We start from the raw sequence: 17,602 nt of genomic DNA on the forward strand, positions 1-17,602 counted from the left end.
GTGTCGAACGATGAGTGAAAATATTATTATGCCAAAACTCGGTATGACGATGAAAGAAGGCACAGTCGAAGAATGGTTTAAAGCAGAAGGAGACACTGTCGAACAAGGCGAAAGCGTCTGTACAATCAGTTCTGAGAAACTAACGCAAGACATTGAGGCGCCAGCCAGTGGTACGCTACTTCAAATTAAAGTTCAAGCCGGCGAAGAAACAGAAGTTAAATCTATCCTAGGTATTATCGGAGACGAAGGCGAAAGTACTGACGATAGCGATACTTCTCATTCTGAAAATGCAGAGCCAAACAACGCACAATCAGACAATGAAGATCAACAAACAAACGATACAACTCCTGCAAATGAAGATGATAGTAAACATGATGAAGATACAAACAAGTCTAATAATGATGCACCTACAAAAGGTAAACGTATCTTTATTTCACCACTTGCACGTAAGATGGCAAAAGATAAAAACTTTGATATTACACGAATTCAAGGTACAGGTGGTAATCATCGTATTACGAAACTAGACATTCAGCGTGTTGACAATCAAGGATATGATATTGAAGCTAAAGACGAGGACACACAACCTAAAGAGGCACAAAATGTTAGCTTTAACAGTGCGAACGTGGGAGAAGGACTTGATCCGATGCGTAAACGTATTGCACAGAATATGCGTCAAAGCTTGGCCGAAACAGCACAACTCACATTACACCGCAAAGTGGATGCTGATCGATTATTAGACTTTAAAGATAGACTTTCAACTGAACTTGAAAATGCTAATCAAGATGTAAAACTTACAGTCACAGCGTTATTAGCGAAAGCAATTGTCCTAGCACTTAAAGACTATGGTGCAATGAATGCACGTTATGAAAATGGTCAACTTACAGAATATGATGATGTTCACTTAGGCGTAGCTACTTCACTTGAAGATGGACTTATGGTACCAGTTATTAATCATGCAGATACAAAAAGTATTGGTGCCTTAGCTAAAGAAATAAAAGCGTCTGCAGAAGCAGTTCGAGAAGGTAATACGAATGATGTTCAACTGCAAGGCGCAACATTTACAATTACTAATATGGGCACAAGTGGCATTGAATACTTCACACCAATACTAAACCTTGGAGAAACAGGTATTTTAGGCGTAGGCGCACTCTCTAAAGAGGTTGTATTAGAAGGAGATAACCTTAAACAAGTATCACGTATTCCATTGAGTCTAACATTCGATCATCAAATATTAGATGGCGCTAGTGCAGCCGACTTCTTAAAAGTCCTAGCAAGATACATCGAAAATCCATATCTTTTAATACTTTAGTACTTTGTTTACAAATTACACAAAACAAATTATACTATACACATAACTAGCATTACTAGCATGAAAAAGCCCCCAGCCTTGGCTAAAAGTACTGGGGGTTTTTTATCGTGTCACTTATGTAACTTGTTGATTAACGTAGCGATTAAAGTAAATTAAATTCTTAAAGTTATAAACACCATTTGTTAAAAATACGAAGTATTGGCTGCGAGACGCTACTAGGAATAGCATAAGCATTGAGACAAAACCTAAATAAAAAAAGAGTTAAATCACAACCTACAAGACTTTGAAAAAGGCTTATAAAGTGATTTCACTCTTTTCAATTATAAACGACTTAGCTCTGGCGATGCCTAGAGCAAGCGAGCAGTAACAATACGTAGTATTGTGTATACTACACATATCAAAGTAACTTAATAAACTGCAATTTAACAACCATTAAAGTGTCACTATCTTTTAACGTAAGATAGTTGACTTCTTTTTTATCTTATACTATCTTATATTGTAAGATAGTTAATAAAAGGTGATGACATGTCAGTATCTAATCAAATGATGAAGGGACTTTTAGATGGTGCAATACTTGGACTTATAGCTAAGGGCGAGACGTATGGTTATGAAATTTTAGAGAAATTAAAAGAAAATCAATTTCCTGAAATTAGCGATGGCAGTATTTATCCAGTGCTACTCCGATTGAGCAAAAAGGGCTATGTAAATACAACAACTCGCAAATCAGACAACGGTGGACCTAAACGCAAGTACTATACAATTTCTGAAAGTGGCCAAGAAGAATTAAAACGATTTAAAGAGAAATGGAGTTATCTCAACTCAGGAATGAATAACTTATTCGGGAGTGATGAACATGATGACTAAAGAACAAGAAGATTATATATTTAAATTAAAGGCTGAACTGTTATTTAGAGGTAAGGAAGAAGCGGACGTACATGCCATTGGAGATGAATTACAAGATCATTTTGAAATGGCGGAAGAGAATGGTGATGACGTCAGTAATATACTAAACACACCTGTGAAAGCGTATGCTGATAACTTCTCTAAAGAAATGAGCTTCACTAAAGGATTACCTAAATATTTAACGTACTTCGTTCTTTTTATGTTTGCGATATTCACGATACCAGATTTCTTTGAAACAGAATTTACGCTCACGTTTAGCTATATATTAAATACAATCTTTATCTTCGTAATAAGTATCATCGTGCCATTATTCTTGATAAAAAAAGCTATTATGAAATATGGCGATGCTAAACGTGTGTATGTCTATGCATTTATAGGAGCAATGGTTCTTTTCGCATTAATGATATTAAGTACGTATATTGCTAAAAAATATCCAATTTATACACTTGTGACACTAAATCAAACACAAAGCATCATTACAGGTCTCATATTATTAGTAATTGTCATGTTACTTTGTTTCATTGTTAAACAAAAACTATTTGCACTCGTATTATTTATCGTTTGCTTACCTAATATAATAGGACAAATCTTTAAAGCACATAGCCATTCTAACGAGCAATTTTTAACAATATCACTTGTCCTTTATATCGTATTAATTATCGGAATGAACATCGCATTCTTTGGTCACGCTTATTATACGAACCGAAAAGAGAAAGACAAGTAATTAGAGTTGAGAAAATTGTTTGAGTTAATACATTTGAATACATCAAAGTTATAAATAAACCTTGTTAAAAATACGAAGTATTGGCTGCGAGACGCTACTAGGAATAGCATAAGCATTGAGACCAAACTTAAATAAAAAAGAGTTAAATCACAACCTACAAGACTTTGAAAAAGGCTTATAAAGTGATTTAACTCTTTTCAATTATAAATAGCTTGGCTCAAGCAATGCCTAGAGCAAGCGAGCAGCAACAATACGTAGTATTGTATAAATTACTCATATTAAATTACTATCAAGTATTAAAGTAACTTAATCATCTTGTTAAAGTATTTAACTATTTATAGTTCTTCATAAACAGCTACAATTTCATCTGCTAAACGATCATTGATTTTCGCATATTCTTGTAAGAATGCTTTCACGCCATGTGCATCAATGTACTCACGCATTTCAACTGTTTCTTTATCATTCATATCATCATATTTTAATAATAACGCTGCTGCTTTTAATAAGCCCTTGCGACGTAAATTGTTTTCATATAAATAAGATAAAGGTTTAATAATACGATCTTTAGGACCAATCTTACGGATTGTGCCACGACCCACACGTGTCACTTCATCAGAAAGGTATGGATTTTCGAAACGACCAATAATCTTCTCAACATAAGCCGCTTGTTCCTCTTTAGTGAAACTGAAGTTATCTACGATATACTCACTTGTTTCAACTAGCACTTTACGTAAATCAGCTACAATAGCTTCATCTTTAACAGCATCTAATACAGTATCTCGACCATAGAAACGTCCAGCATACGCTAATAATGCATGACCAGTGTTCACTGTTAATAATTTACGTTCGATATAAGGTGTTAAATCATCAACATATTTAATATGTTCTAACTCTTCACCGTACCAAGCATCTTTTTCAACAACCCATTCAAAGAAAGGTTCAACCATAACGTCTAAAATATTGTCATTCTTTTGAAGTGGAACAATACGGTCAACTGCAGAGTTTGCAAAGTGAATATTATCACCTAATGGACCAGTGATGTCTAAGATTGCTTCTTTAAGCGTATCAGTCGCCATAATCGCATTTTCGCATGCTACGATATTAACGTGATTTTCTTTCTCTTTTAACACTGGTGCGAATGATTTCGCAATAATAGGAAGAATGTTCACACCAACCGCAGTTGTAATAATATCAGCTTCAAGAATCGCTTGTTTCAACTCATCTGAAGGTTGACCACTGTTAATCGCACTTACGCCAGTGACACGTGTTGTTGTTTTCTCTTCATTAGCAAGAATTACGTTATACGCACCTTCTTTATCCAATGCAGTAATAATTTCTTCATTAACGTCTGCAAATGTGACATCGACATTGTTATCTGAAAGAATATAACCGATGAATCCACGGCCAATATTCCCAGCTCCGAAGTGTACAGCTTTCATTATGCGTCAGCCTCCTCGAAGACTTGTTTAATTTCTTCAGCAGATTTTGCGTTGACGATACGATCAACATTTTCTTCTTCACTGAAAGTAATCGCAATTTTAGATAATAAGTCTAAATGTTCGCCATCTTTACCAGCGATACCAACAACAACTTTAACTGTTTCGCCATTCCAATCTACACCTTCAGGAATTTGAAGTAATGTTAAACCAGAAGCTAATACGTCGCCTTTTGCTTCGTCAGTACCATGAGGAATTGCTAAACCATTACCCATGAATGTTGATACAAGTTGTTCACGTTCTTTCATTGCTTGGATATACGCTTCGTTTACAGAACCGTTGTCTACTAAAGCACGACCCGCTTTTTCGATGGCTTCGTCTTGGCTTCCTACAGATACGTTTAAAAAGATATTGTCATTACTAAATAATTCAGTCATTTCATACACTCCTACGTTAATTGATTTTGAATTCGTTTTAAAAAGCTATCTCTCAATATGTGTTTAATTGCGTCAGGGTCTTGCATAAAGTCATCAATTTGCTCGAGATGATGACCAAGTTCAGCAGATAATTCCCCAACCAGTTGCGCCATTTCATCATTATTTGGGATGAATAGGCTGACCATATACTTAATTTTGAAAAGGTCATTTTGAGTACTTTGCATGTCCATGTCTTGATTCAATATCGTGATGAGAATCAAAGGACGAAGAATCAAATCATCCTTCATATGAGGAATTGCTACGGGATAGGGTTGCAATATCCAACCAGGATTTCGATTCAATTTATCTTGCAACAGCTCAGCGAATGACGTTTGACTATCAGGTGCAATCGCACCATATGATTCTAGATAGTCTGCTAAGTATTGATTCCAATTATTTACATCTTTGTATTCTATTTGCATTGAGTTCAATAAGTCTAAGCCTTGCTCGATGTTCATGACCACTTTGTCAGGGTCTTGAATCGTATGCTTTACTTCACTCACGCTATGTTGTTTTGCTTTATGTTCCTTTGTTTTTAAAAATGAGGCCACATACGTCACGTCGGATTCTGGTAGCAACGGATTGACAGTTATAAATGGCGTTTGAATATCCAACTTTACAGTAGAAATAATTCCATCATAGTCCTCAAGGTTTAACATCTTCAAATCGCTGACCGACGCTTGTGTAATTTTCTCAATTTCATTAAACGATTGTTGTAAACGTGTTGCTAACAACCGACTCGTTCCAATACCACTACTGCAAACAACTAAAACATGTAGTAGTTGGCTCGACTGACTTTTCAAAGAGCCACCAAAATGCAGCACGATAAATGCAATTTCACTATCCGGGAAGACTAACTCCGGCCACGTCTGATCGATTGCTTTATGCACGATATCGAAGAGGCGAGGGTACTTATACTTAATCATTTCGGTTAGCGGATTGTACGTTTCAATGTTGGCCTCTAAGCGATTGATTGCCGGGTTAATATGAAGAGATAATCCTTGTACAAGTGTTGCGTAGTCTTCAAATGTCTGTCCTGATAGACGTTCCACGCGATTCACAAATGATTGAATTTTACGGTCATCAAATTCATTATTCTCAAACATCTTGGAGGTTGTTCGGCGGTTTGCACCGCGTAAATGAATTGTGATAAAGGTGACTTCCGCTTGGTTAAAGTCAATATCATAAATCGACTCTATGCATTTTGCGATTTCTGTCGCAATGCGATGTTCAAATGTGTCTTTTACTGAATCATAAATTTCCTCATTAATTGATACATATTCACCGTTTTGGATACGTGCAATACTTAACACAATGTGTACGGTTAACGTCAAATAACTAGATTCTGTTAAGGTGTAAGGTAATTCACCTAAATAGTCCATTAAGATACGTTCAATCTTAAAGATACTATCGAGGTCAACCAAGGCTTGTTGTGATTGGTTAATCGATTGATACACAAAGTGATTCTCGATGACCGAGTAAACACTGGTACTATTTAAGTTATTGACCATCAATTGGCTTAAGAACTCACGTTTCTTCGACTCAGGGCCATCAAGATACACCCCTTCACCACGCTTGCGATAAAGGATAAGTTGATAGCTTGCTAAGTCACTTTCCAAGTCATCAAGCAACTTCGTTAAAGTTTGCACGGATACCCCAATCTCTTGTGCCAGGCTATATTGCTTTACGGCATGTTTCGATTGAATCAGTGCATACAAGATAATTGCTTTTTGTTCCTCAACAGATAAATCAATTGTTTCATGTTGTGCCATTTCACTTTTTAATTCTTGAAAATGACCATCATCACCGGACAATTTAATGCCTTTTTTATTCGCACGCTCCAGTTTAATATCAAAGACTTTAAGGTAAGTTTCGATATCTTTTAACTCACGATGAATAGTACGAGAGGACACACCAAGCTGTTGAGCAATTTCATAAATCGTGACATATTGACCGTAATATTTAATTAACAGTTCAATAATCTCCTTTTCACGTGTACTCATAAACATGACGTATCCCCCCTTTGGAAGAGGCTAAGTGGAACGTTGTTGTCACTTAACCTCGGAATTATTTAATTATGCTTTGTCTTGATCTTTCTTCAAGTTGTTTAATAACTCTTCATAACGTGGTGAATTTAAGAAGTTATCCACTGAGATATGAATCGCATTTGGTACTTGTTTAATTGCACGGTCAGTTAATGTTTTTTGAGTAATAACTAATTGTGCATTGCTAGGTAATTGGTTGATTGCTGTATTTGTAACATTGACGTCTGAAATACCAGCTTTTTTGAATTTATTACGTAACATACTTGCACCCATAGCACTAGAACCCATACCCGCATCACATGCGAAAATAACATGGTCTACGTTGCTATAATCGTGAGCATCTACGTCTTCAGTGTTGTAGTTATCTAGTAAATCTTCTTTGTCATCTTCAGATGAAGCATCTTTGTGATCCTCACCGTCAGCTTTATTAGATTCATTAGCTGCTACACCAGCTGCGCCAGTACCAGTAGTGGCACCAGTTAATTTAGATGACACGCTAGATTTTTTACCTTTATTTGTTTCCATTTGAGCAGTTGCTGCTTCTAAGTCTTGTTTAGGTTCTTTAGTGAATTTCATGATTAATGCAGCAACAACGAATGAAACAACTGTTGCTAAGAATACACCTAATAACATGTGTAAGAATTCGCCTTTAGGCGCATTTAAACAGTACACAATGAATGAACCTGGTGATGCTGGACTCTTGAATCCGAATCCAGTTGCTTGGTATGTAGCTACGCCAGTCATACCACCTAAGATTACTGCTAAGAATAATAATGGACGCATTAATACATATGGGAAGTAAATTTCGTGAATACCACCTAAGAAGTGGATGATACCAGCACCATATGAAGTTGCTTTGGCTGTGCCTTTTCCGAAGATCATGTAAGCCAATAAGATACCTAAACCTGGTCCAGGGTTAGATTCAATTGCGAATAAGATTGATTGACCTGCATGTGCTGCTTGATCTGTACCAAGTGGTGTGAATACACCATGGTTGATTGCGTTGTTTAAGAATACGATTTTCGCTGGTTCTACGATGATACTTACTAGTGGAAGTAAGTGTAAGTGAACTAAGAATTCAACTGCAACGGATAAGATGTGCATGATGAATTGCATGATTGGCGCCAAGATTTTGAAGCCAAGAATTGTCATGATGAATGCTAGAATACCTGCTGAGAAGTTGTTGAATAACATTTCAAAGCCTTGTGGTGTTCTAGGTTGTAAGTATTGGTCAATTTTCTTCATTAACCAACCAACAAGTGGTCCCATAATCATTGCACCAAGTAACATTGGTGTTTCAGGTAATGCAACGATAACACCCATTGTTGCTGTAGCGGCTACGATACCACCACGTAGGTCGTGAACTAAGCGTCCACCACTGAATGCGATAAGTAATGGGATTAAGTATGTGATCATTGGTCCAGCTAATTGAGATAATTCTTTATTAGGGAACCAACCGTTATCTATGAAAATCGCAGCAATAAAGCCCCATGCGATGAACGCACCGATGTTTGGCATAATCATACTACTAAGGAATGAACCAAACGCTTGAACTTTACGGCCGAGACCTTTTTTCTCTTGTGTCTCTGTTTGAGCCATAAGTACACCTCTTTTTTTATTATGATTTGATGACTTAATTGTAATGGCCCACGAAAGCGGCTACAACATAAAGAAAATACGACTTTGTCACAGTAAATGTGACAACAGTGTGACAAGGTCGTGGATATATTGTTAAAGTTTCTAATTACAAATCAACTATAATTAGTTATTTAATTATTTCTTCGTAGTATTAATGATAGTTAGTACAAAATTATTTAATGGGATAAAATAACAATTAACTATAGAGAAACAATACATAATTTATCTTTAATTAGATTGAATTTAAATAATAATTTTCATAAGAATGCTAATAATAAACGGGTGTTTGGTAACCGAATAAACATATATTCAGAAAAAGAATTTGAGAAAAAAGGTGACGGATATACTTATATGATAGCTCATCCACTGCCATATAAGTTATTCGAAGATACATCAGATTTTGTTCAACAATTATATGCAATGTTGAAATATACAAATACAAGGTACGATGATAAAATCATCATTGATGAATACATATTTGATAAGGAGGGATGAAAACATGCTCAATGAAGATATTAAGACAATTAGTAATGACTATTATGAATACTTAAAAAATGAAAATAACTTTATCCCATTGCAAAATAAAAGCATTGAATTTTATTCTCCAGTAATTGATTATTTTGGTGACTCTATCTCAGTAAATATTCAGAAGCAAGGGGAAGAATATTATGTTACAGATTATGGCGAAACGCTTTGGAATTTAAAAGAATTTGGCATAGATTTATTACAAAATAAACAATCAAAAAGATATCATATTTTATCTAACATTTTGAATGATTACGATTTATTAATTGAAGATAAAAAAATATATGTAAAAACTAACAAAAAGCAATTGTCTCAGTCATTACATGATTTCATCCAAGCAATTTCAGATATAAGTAATTTAGCAATTTTAAAAAAAGATACTGTTAAATCACTATTTAAAGAAGAAGTAATTGACTATTTCTTAGCAAATAAAAGACTATTTCCTAATATATTCCCAGAATTTAAAGTAGAGGGTAAATCAAAATTAGTACACAGCTTTGTGGCCGTGTTTCCGGGTGAGACAACACAATACGTTCAGACATTAAAAAATATTAATACTAATAGTGCAAAAAATATCCTGTTTGATTGGGAAGATGTCTCAGAGTATAGAAGTAAGCACTATGACACTAATGCTAAGCTTAATTTAATAACCGAAAATAAAAAAGATATTAGCTCTCAAGCTTATGAAATATTAAATAGCTATGGTGTAAATGTATTATCATTTGATGATAAACATTCTCTTGAAAAACAATTTGGCATAGCAACATAACACCTTTAACTTATACGTTATAAAAGTCTAAAGGTTAAAAATTTATAATGAGCATAAATTATTTGCTTATATGAGGGTATTGAAAAGTAAACTGTTTTTTGAGGAGTGTTGTTAATGACTGGAAATACAGGAGACGGTTGTGTGAAATGTGGACACACGGAAGTGGAAGAAGGCACATTATCAGCAACAGGTTCTGGGCTTTCTAAAATGTTCGATGTACAACATAACAACTTTAAAACAATAACTTGTAAGAATTGTGGTTATACAGAGTTTTATAAAACTGATAAAAATAGAACAAGTGATATTATTGATTTATTCTTTGGTGGATAACTAGATATAAATACTTATGATAGAGCCAGTGTTAATAAAAGCACTGGCTCTTTTTTAATGACTAAGGGTAGACTTCGGGTTGTGTGATGTTAGAGGGTGAGATGTCTAAAATATACTTAAGTCATCCTGATTTACTAGGAATTTTAAATTTTTGAGCAATTTGTATACGCAATTTACGTATCTCTTGATACCATATGTATATTACTGAATACATATTTCCAGGGTTATACCGTAAGGAGGGGTAGGATGAATTCGAATACTGAATTTAAAAAAGGGATTCTTTATGCGTTAGGGGCGTATGTACTATGGGGAATCTTACCAATTTATTGGAAATTAATTGGTGGGGTTAGTGCCTTTGAAATCTTAGCGTATCGTATTGTTTTGTCTATGATCTTTATGATTTTAATGATTGTAGTATTGAAGAAATCCCAAACGTTTAAACGTGATTTACAGCATCTATTCTCACATCCAATTGAACTTGTCGTCATTATTATTGCTGGCTATGTCATCACGATTAACTGGGGTACATTCATCTGGGCTGTATCAAACGGTCACGTGCTACAGTCTAGTCTTGGCTATTATATCAATCCATTAGTCAGTATATTATTGGCGTTCATTTTCCTAAAAGAAAGATTCAATAAGTTTGAATCTCTAGCAATTGTGTTTGCAGCTATTGGGGTACTGTATATGACAATTCGTGTTGGAGAATTTCCAGTTATCTCATTAATGCTTGCTTTCTCATTCGGCATCTATGGATTGCTGAAGAAAATTGTTAAAATCGAGGCTATTAGTAGTATTGCGATTGAATGTATTGTTACAGCGCCAGCCGGTTTAATTTATATGATTTATTTATGGAAGACGGGAACATCTTCAGTAGGGATGAATATGGATACCTTCTGGTTACTATTCTCAGGGGCAGTAACAGCCATTCCGTTAATTCTATTCTCAGCCGGTGCCAAACGTATTCCATTATCTCTAACAGGATTTATTCAATACGTTGGGCCAACGATTATGTTCTTCCTAGGTATCTTTGTATTTAAAGAAGCATTTGATGCGCATCAATTAATTACATTTATCTTAATTTGGATTGGTATTGTTCTGTATAGCATTTCTCAATACGTGAAAATGAAACGCAATCCAAGACCTGAATAATGATTTAAACGAGCCTAGAACATAAATAATATAATAATGTTATTTTGCAAATTCGCAGTAGCTGACTGAACTGAGAAATCGCTTAAATCAAGCTTTTCTCAGTTCTAGTCATCATTGCGGGGGTGGGACGACGAATTTAAAAAGAATTCTGTCCCACTCCCGTTTTTTGTATCATTTTGAGGTTGAAAAAACTTAGTTATGTATAAGTGAGTTTAACTAAACGAATTGACTCATTCAAACGCCTCTTCTACTGGATAAATATTCCCATCTTTATCTTTATACATACCCATCTCATCTAATTTATCATCTTCAGATTCAATGTTTGTTAAGTAATAATGTTGATCCTTCTTAAGTTGTCTATTCTTAAAGAAAAGCATTAAACATAAGACACTGTTAAAAATTAAAATTAATTTTTTCACTCTAATAACCCCTTTTGATTGTGGTAAACATTAAAATTTATTTTTGTAAAAACTATAAAATCTATTAAATATATTATGCTATAATAACAAATGATTTATATATTATAATTACTATTTCATATTACATTTGTATTGTAACGCATATATCGGTTTAAAAGTAGATATATTTTACAATAATGAAAAAAATAATAGAAAAATATAATGATATTATGCTGATTTAATTTTGGCTGAAAGAAGGGGTTTAATTGCAAACTATTAAGCAAGATGGATCAATATTGCATATCTATTTTGAGAATCCTACAAATAAGATTGAAAAACTATACATAAAAAACGAATTTGATTCACTCACTTTAGAAAGTGCTAATGAAGATTTACATTTTGAAATAGATTTAAATGAAGTTGCAGAGAAGTTTATTCAATATGAAAATAAAAAAATATACATCATCGTAGAAGAATCAACGCCGATTTTAACAACGCAACGTAACTTGAAAGTTACGAATAACCAGTCTGAAGTTTTAGGCTTAAATGAAGTGTTAGTTGATGCTATTGAGGATATTAAAATACAACCCTATATCACTCGAAATGGCTATTTACATTTATCGTTAGAAGCGTTGGATTTAAATAAAACATATTTTTCAAGAAGACACATTGATAATATGAAAATAAACAATAATGAAGCGTTCATAAAAGGCCAGTTTGCAATACTTAATTCGACACTTGAAAATGTGCAACTATTAATAAAAACGAGACTGACTGATAGAGAAAAATTCGCAAACATTCATCTTGAAAAAATTAATCAAACGAATAATACATCTACTTATAATTTTTCGGTAGATATCTACAAAGATTTGATAGACTTCATGAAGTATGAATATAAAAGTGAGGACATCATAGATATTTACTTAAGTATAAAAGTAAAAGAATCATCGGAGCATCTAAGAACAAAAATTGGAAATCCTAGAATATTGGCGGAAAAGCTATTAAAAGGGGAAATCATCACTGAGTTCAACGGTAACATAGTGTCACTTACGCCTTATTTCACTATGAAAGGCCGTAATTTATCTTTTAGAATTAATACATATGATATCAATAGTTATTTAACCTATGTGGATGAATTAAAAAGACCAAAGCGTCCTAACTTTTTGAAAAAAGAAAAACAAAAAGTGTGGGTTATTGGTGAAAAATCTTATAAAGCACAGGACAATGGATATCACTTCTTTAAATATATGAGAACGCACCATCCAGATAAACCTGTGTATTATATTATCGAGAAAGACTCTAATGAAGCTAAAAATGTTTTGCCTTTTGGAAATGTCATATTCTATAATTCAGCAGAACATTTTAAAATCATGCTTAAAGCAGATTACATCTGTACTACGCATCATCCAGAATTAATCTATCCTACAACAAGTGACATTTATACGCGTAAAATAAAAGCCATTAAAGTATTTTTACAGCATGGGGTTCTAGGTACAAAGAATTTAAGCAACATTAACGGTAATCAATTAAAAGATTTTAATGTTGATTTATTTATCACGAGTTCTGACAGAGAGAAAGAAATCGTTGTAAGAGATTTGAATTTCTTCAGTAATCAAGTTGCTGTTACAGGACTAGCAAGATTTGATGAATTGTTTAATCCTAATGTAGAAGTGAAAAATCAAATCTTAATTATTCCAACATGGAGAGACTGGCTAACAAGTATTGATAGATTACAAACATCGGAATATTTAAAACGAATGAACGATTTACTTCACAGTCAGAAATTAAAAGAATTAGCTAACAAAGGGACTAACATTATTTTTTGTTTACATCCTAATATGCAACCTTTTATTGATTATTTTGATGTTCCAGACTACGTTACGCGTATTAAGCAAGGAGACACAGATGTTCAGAAATTAATAAAAGAAAGCAAATTAATGATTACGGATTATTCAAGTGTTGGTTTTGATTTTAGTTTCTTAAATAAACCAGTCATCTATTATCAATTTGATAGAAATGAATTTTTAGGAAAAGAAGCGTCTCACATTGATATCGAAAAAGAATTACCAGGCATCATTGTCAATTCTCAAGATAAATTAGAAAGAGAACTCGATTATTTACAGGAGAAACACTTTGTTATTGATGACTCATTAAAGAAACGTATTGATCAATTTATTGAATATAAAGATCAAAACAATTGTGAGCGCATATTTGATGCAATTACTAGCTTTAAAGAGACTAGTAAAGTGAAAAGTAAAATGAAGTATGACATTCTTTCACAACATGCACTTAAACGTTTTAGAAAGAATAAAAAATATTTTAAAGTAATGGATGCATTTAATACTGGATTAACACGCTTATTACCTGTAAAAGAAGATTTAATTGTGTTTGAAAGTAATGTAGGAAAATTAGTGAGTGATAATCCGAAATTTATATATGATGAATTAAAAAAATATAATAAAAAATATCAAATCGTTTGGGCTACTAATACACTCTATCCATTCAATGATCCGAATGTGAAAACAGTTAAGCGCTTGTCTCCTGAATATTTCTATTACTTATCTAGAGCAAAATATTGGGTAAACAATCAAAACTTCCCGCATTATGTTAATAAACATAAAGATACGATTTATATACAAACTTGGCATGGCACACCATTGAAGAAAATGTTGAATGATGTTGAAACCTTCCAAGGACGAGATGAAAATTATAAAAATAGAGTGAATCAGGCCATTAAACACTGGGACTATTTAATTTCGCCAAGTCCTTATGCGAGCAAGTGTTTTAAATCAGCATTCGATTTCCACAAAGAAATTCTTGAGGTGGGATATCCAAGAAATGATGTTTTTTATAATACGGAAAACAAAGCCATAGATGAGAAGAAAAAATTAATCAAACAAAAACTAGGTATTGAAGGTAATAAAAAAATTATTTTATACGCGCCTACTTTTAGAGATGACGAAATTAATAAAGCTAAAAAACATATCATCAATCTGAAACTTGACTTACAAAAATTGAAGGAAAGTATTGGAGATGAATATATTTTAATTTTACGTCCGCATATTATTATTAGTAATGCGTTGAAATTAAGTGAATCGCTAAAAGAATTTGTCGTTGATGGAACAAAATACCCAGAAATCAGTGATTTGTATTTAATTACAGATATATGCATCACAGACTATTCTTCAGTCATGTTTGATTTTGCAAATACGAAGAAACCATTATTATTCTTCACCTATGATTTAGATTTTTATAAGAACAAATTACGAGGCTTTTATTTCGATTTTGAAAAAGAAGCACCAGGACCTTTAATTAAAACAAATGATGGCTTAATCGAAGCAATCAAAAATATTGATAACGTACAAGAAACATATAGTGACAAATATCAAGCCTTTTACAATCGTTTCTGTACCTTTGAAAAAGGCACAGCTTCTAAAACAATAGTGGAAAAATTCTTCAAACAAGACTGATCAATATATCTTGACTCCTTTGCTAGAAATAGTTAAAGGGGGAGTGGGACAGAATTCTTTTTAAATTCGTCGTCCCACCCTCGCAAGGATGACTAGAACTGAAAAAAGCCTGATTTAAGCGCCTTTTCAGTTCAGTCAGCTACTGCGAATTTGCAAAATAGCATCATCATATTATTTATGTCCCAGGCTCATGTCATGTTTGTTAGTATAAGAGATGAAAGAGAGGTTGCTTATGCTTAAATCATTTGATTTGGACATTATTAAACGCGCCTTAAAAATCTTTGTAGTTGCTACCATTTGTTTAGTCATTACTACGATATTCTGTTACTTTGTTCATCCATCTTTCAATGAATTGAAACATATGGGAAATGCGAGCGAAAAGATTGGCAACACGAAAGGACTCGAAAAAGTCTGGAAGTATATCGTTAATAACGGTTTCAGAGTCCCACTACAAATGTTTATTCTAGCCTTACTACCAATACCTTATCTTTATCTCATCAATTTAGTAGTAACCATCATTATGCCTGGCATTGCGTTAGGTTTCTTTCTAAGTTTAGATGTACACAAAGGTTTGATAGGATGTATTGCAACTATTCCACACTATACATTTGAAATTATGGGCTTTTGCATTTTAACAAGCGCATTGTATATGTTGAACAAAGCCATCACACGCCGCTTTACCAATCTCTTTAGGACAAGTAAAAAAGAAAACTATGCGATAAAAGATAACTTAATCAATGTAATCAAATCCTATGTATTAATCGCATTACCATTAATCATCATTGCCGCATTTTTAGAAACCTATGTATCAAATTTAATATTTAATATTTTGAGTTGATTCTCATACATAAAGCCAAATGAACCCTATCTTGCGTTCATTTGGCTTGTTTTGTACACTTATTCAATTTCTGATTGGATGTTAAGGAGTTCGTTGTTAAAGTATTTATTATGACTAACATTAATGTCATAGAACATTCATGATAACTTGCAATCTTGAGAGTCGTAGATTTCTATAAAATGAAAACTTCATGAGCGTTTATTGTGAAACAATATTATTAACCATTTCAGATATACTAGTCGGCTTCATAGGAGGTTATTAACTACACCAATTCATCATGAGCACACTATCACCAAACAAAGCCATGGCAGACATGACACTCTACTATATCAACTTCAGCATATTAATCGTATTACACTCGTATTTACCGTCATCGTCGTGCTTATCATGGCACATAAGATAAGTAAGACAAATGTGCTGAGTGTGTGAACACAGTGGGATAGATGCTTAAATATAAATATTGTTAACACAGATGTAGCAATCTTTATATTTAATATTTTATTAAGTACTTTAATTGAATATTTAATTACGAAAGACTTAAAATGTAGAGTAATATATATGTTTTTTACAAATTTTTTCAGATAAAAAGTAACAAAATTTTAAAATAAAGTTTTACTGAGTACTACAATCACTATTAATATAGTTTGAGAAAGAAGGATTATTTTGAAAAAAGACAACTTATTTGAAATATTAAAACTTTTAAATGACGAAGGGACTTCCGTATCAGAGTTTCACAAACAATTGACTGAATGGACTAACGAAAGAGAAAAAGATGATTTGGATTTTAAAAAAGATTGGATAGATAATGAAAAATTAGCTAAGTTAATTCTATCAATGGCAAATTTTGGTGGGGGCAATGTAATTATAGGTGTTGAAGAAGATGACGATAAATATATTCCAATAGGGCTTCAAATGTTAAAAGATAAAGCGGAAGTTAATACTCAATTATCTAAATTTTTACCAGATAGTCTAATTTCTAGTATAGAAGTTGAAAATTTTGAATTCGATGATGAAATTTATAAAAGTTTGAATGGAAAAAAATTTCAATGCATTACTATTAAATCTAATAACAATGACTTACCTTATTTAAGTACTAAAGACGGAAACTATATTAGTAAAAATAGAATTTATATAAGAAGACATACGAGTGTTGAAGAAGCGAATAATTATGAAATAACACAAATTTTGAATAAAAAGATGAATGCTATATATAGTGAGACTAAAAAAATGGATTTAGATGTACATATATCTCAATTGAAATTGTTATATGAAAATGTAAATAAAAGTAAAACTCGATTAGTTGGAGGAATAGCTAATCAAATAAATCATACTCTTAAGAATTCTTTAGGCCATGTGATGGGATATGAAGAAAAATATAGAAATCCTAATTATCCTGAGCTAGATTTTGAAGAATTTATAAGTCGATGTATATATAAAAAGCAAAAAAGAATAGAGAATGAATTAGATATTTGAATGTACATTAAATCATCATATAAGCACTGATAATTATACAAAAAAATATTTATATGTATACTTGAATAAATAAACTATATTGAGTTAATACGATTATTTATATATAGTTGGTTTCT

15 protein-coding genes are annotated in these 17,602 nt (G+C 32.8%); 10 read left to right on the forward strand and 5 right to left on the reverse strand.

What is annotated here, in order from left to right; all coding sequences use genetic code 11:
• Positions 1 to 10: 10 nt before the first annotated feature.
• The 3 genes from HYI43_00875 to HYI43_00885 all read left to right on the forward strand — a co-directional run bounded on the left by HYI43_00875 (position 11) and on the right by HYI43_00885 (position 2,936).
• Positions 11 to 1,309, forward strand: a complete 1,299-nt coding sequence (locus HYI43_00875) for a 2-oxo acid dehydrogenase subunit E2 (protein UDI77174.1) — start codon at positions 11 to 13, stop codon at positions 1,307 to 1,309.
• Positions 1,310 to 1,834: 525 nt separating this feature from the next.
• Positions 1,835 to 2,173 (forward strand): PadR family transcriptional regulator, encoded by a 339-nt coding sequence (locus HYI43_00880; GenBank protein ID UDI77175.1) that lies wholly within the window; start codon positions 1,835 to 1,837, stop codon positions 2,171 to 2,173.
• Positions 2,163 to 2,936 carry a hypothetical protein gene (locus HYI43_00885; protein UDI77176.1) on the forward strand — a complete coding sequence of 258 codons (774 nt, stop codon included), beginning with the start codon at positions 2,163 to 2,165 and terminating at the stop codon, positions 2,934 to 2,936. The genes HYI43_00880 and HYI43_00885 overlap by 11 nt, the downstream gene beginning before the upstream one ends.
• A 335-nt stretch (positions 2,937 to 3,271) precedes the next feature.
• Here the strand turns inward: HYI43_00885 and HYI43_00890 are convergent, their stop codons facing one another.
• The 4 genes from HYI43_00890 to HYI43_00905 form a co-directional block, all read right to left on the reverse strand.
• Positions 3,272 to 4,375, reverse strand: coding sequence for a mannitol-1-phosphate 5-dehydrogenase (locus HYI43_00890; GenBank protein ID UDI77177.1), 1,104 nt, complete (start codon positions 4,373 to 4,375; stop codon positions 3,272 to 3,274).
• Positions 4,375 to 4,809 (reverse strand): PTS sugar transporter subunit IIA, encoded by a 435-nt coding sequence (locus HYI43_00895; protein UDI77178.1) that lies wholly within the window; start codon positions 4,807 to 4,809, stop codon positions 4,375 to 4,377. Before HYI43_00895 ends, HYI43_00890 begins: the two co-directional genes overlap by 1 nt.
• A gap of 11 nt (positions 4,810 to 4,820) precedes the next feature.
• A complete protein-coding gene (locus HYI43_00900; GenBank protein ID UDI77179.1) occupies positions 4,821 to 6,857 on the reverse strand; it encodes a BglG family transcription antiterminator in 2,037 nt (678 codons plus the stop codon).
• A 66-nt stretch (positions 6,858 to 6,923) separates the two neighbouring features.
• Entirely contained in the window at positions 6,924 to 8,492 is a 1,569-nt protein-coding gene (locus HYI43_00905; GenBank protein ID UDI77180.1) for a PTS mannitol transporter subunit IICB, read from the reverse strand.
• A 252-nt stretch (positions 8,493 to 8,744) separates the two neighbouring features.
• Between HYI43_00905 and HYI43_00910 the strand changes: the two genes are divergently transcribed.
• The 4 genes from HYI43_00910 (at position 8,745) to rarD (ending at position 11,307) form a co-directional block, all read left to right on the forward strand.
• Complete coding sequence (locus tag HYI43_00910; GenBank protein UDI79242.1) at positions 8,745 to 9,026, forward strand: hypothetical protein; 282 nt, start codon at positions 8,745 to 8,747, stop codon at positions 9,024 to 9,026.
• Between the two features lie 4 nt (positions 9,027 to 9,030).
• A complete protein-coding gene (locus HYI43_00915) occupies positions 9,031 to 9,825 on the forward strand; it encodes a DUF1828 domain-containing protein (protein ID UDI77181.1) in 795 nt (264 codons plus the stop codon).
• A gap of 114 nt (positions 9,826 to 9,939) precedes the next feature.
• A complete protein-coding gene (locus HYI43_00920; protein UDI77182.1) occupies positions 9,940 to 10,155 on the forward strand; it encodes a hypothetical protein in 216 nt (71 codons plus the stop codon).
• Between the two features lie 246 nt (positions 10,156 to 10,401).
• Complete coding sequence (gene rarD / locus HYI43_00925) at positions 10,402 to 11,307, forward strand: EamA family transporter RarD (protein ID UDI77183.1); 906 nt, start codon at positions 10,402 to 10,404, stop codon at positions 11,305 to 11,307.
• Between the two features lie 230 nt (positions 11,308 to 11,537).
• Here rarD and HYI43_00930 read toward each other — a convergent pair whose 3' ends face one another.
• Positions 11,538 to 11,726 carry a hypothetical protein gene (locus tag HYI43_00930; protein UDI77184.1) on the reverse strand — a complete coding sequence of 63 codons (189 nt, stop codon included), beginning with the start codon at positions 11,724 to 11,726 and terminating at the stop codon, positions 11,538 to 11,540.
• A 245-nt stretch (positions 11,727 to 11,971) separates the two neighbouring features.
• Here HYI43_00930 and HYI43_00935 point away from each other — a divergent pair, with 245 nt between their 5' ends.
• From HYI43_00935 to HYI43_00945, 3 genes are all read left to right on the forward strand, one after another.
• Positions 11,972 to 15,175: a CDP-glycerol glycerophosphotransferase family protein gene (locus HYI43_00935; protein ID UDI77185.1), complete on the forward strand. Its 3,204-nt coding sequence runs from the start codon at positions 11,972 to 11,974 to the stop codon at positions 15,173 to 15,175.
• A 232-nt stretch (positions 15,176 to 15,407) separates the two neighbouring features.
• Positions 15,408 to 16,013 carry a stage II sporulation protein M gene (locus tag HYI43_00940; protein ID UDI77186.1) on the forward strand — a complete coding sequence of 202 codons (606 nt, stop codon included), beginning with the start codon at positions 15,408 to 15,410 and terminating at the stop codon, positions 16,011 to 16,013.
• A 663-nt stretch (positions 16,014 to 16,676) separates the two neighbouring features.
• Positions 16,677 to 17,486, forward strand: a complete 810-nt coding sequence (locus HYI43_00945) for an ATP-binding protein (GenBank protein UDI77187.1) — start codon at positions 16,677 to 16,679, stop codon at positions 17,484 to 17,486.
• The last annotated feature ends 116 nt before the right edge of the window (positions 17,487 to 17,602 follow it).

It is taken from the genome of Staphylococcus taiwanensis, from assembly GCA_020544305.1.
Lineage (GTDB): Bacteria > Bacillota > Bacilli > Staphylococcales > Staphylococcaceae > Staphylococcus > Staphylococcus taiwanensis.

Bases quoted from the DNA above. Each gene is read 5' to 3' on its own strand.
- HYI43_00920 (UDI77182.1), top strand. From the start codon at position 9,940: ATGACTGGAAATACAGGAGACGGTTGTGTGAAATGTGGACACACGGAA.
- HYI43_00905 (UDI77180.1), bottom strand. From the start codon at position 8,492: ATGGCTCAAACAGAGACACAAGAGAAAAAAGGTCTCGGCCGTAAAGTT.
- HYI43_00885 (UDI77176.1), top strand. From the start codon at position 2,163: ATGATGACTAAAGAACAAGAAGATTATATATTTAAATTAAAGGCTGAA.
- HYI43_00900 (UDI77179.1), bottom strand. From the start codon at position 6,857: ATGTTTATGAGTACACGTGAAAAGGAGATTATTGAACTGTTAATTAAA.
- HYI43_00875 (UDI77174.1), top strand. From the start codon at position 11: ATGAGTGAAAATATTATTATGCCAAAACTCGGTATGACGATGAAAGAA.
- HYI43_00940 (UDI77186.1), top strand. From the start codon at position 15,408: ATGCTTAAATCATTTGATTTGGACATTATTAAACGCGCCTTAAAAATC.
- HYI43_00890 (UDI77177.1), bottom strand. From the start codon at position 4,375: ATGAAAGCTGTACACTTCGGAGCTGGGAATATTGGCCGTGGATTCATC.
- HYI43_00895 (UDI77178.1), bottom strand. From the start codon at position 4,809: ATGACTGAATTATTTAGTAATGACAATATCTTTTTAAACGTATCTGTA.
- HYI43_00880 (UDI77175.1), top strand. From the start codon at position 1,835: ATGTCAGTATCTAATCAAATGATGAAGGGACTTTTAGATGGTGCAATA.
- rarD (UDI77183.1), top strand. From the start codon at position 10,402: ATGAATTCGAATACTGAATTTAAAAAAGGGATTCTTTATGCGTTAGGG.
- HYI43_00915 (UDI77181.1), top strand. From the start codon at position 9,031: ATGCTCAATGAAGATATTAAGACAATTAGTAATGACTATTATGAATAC.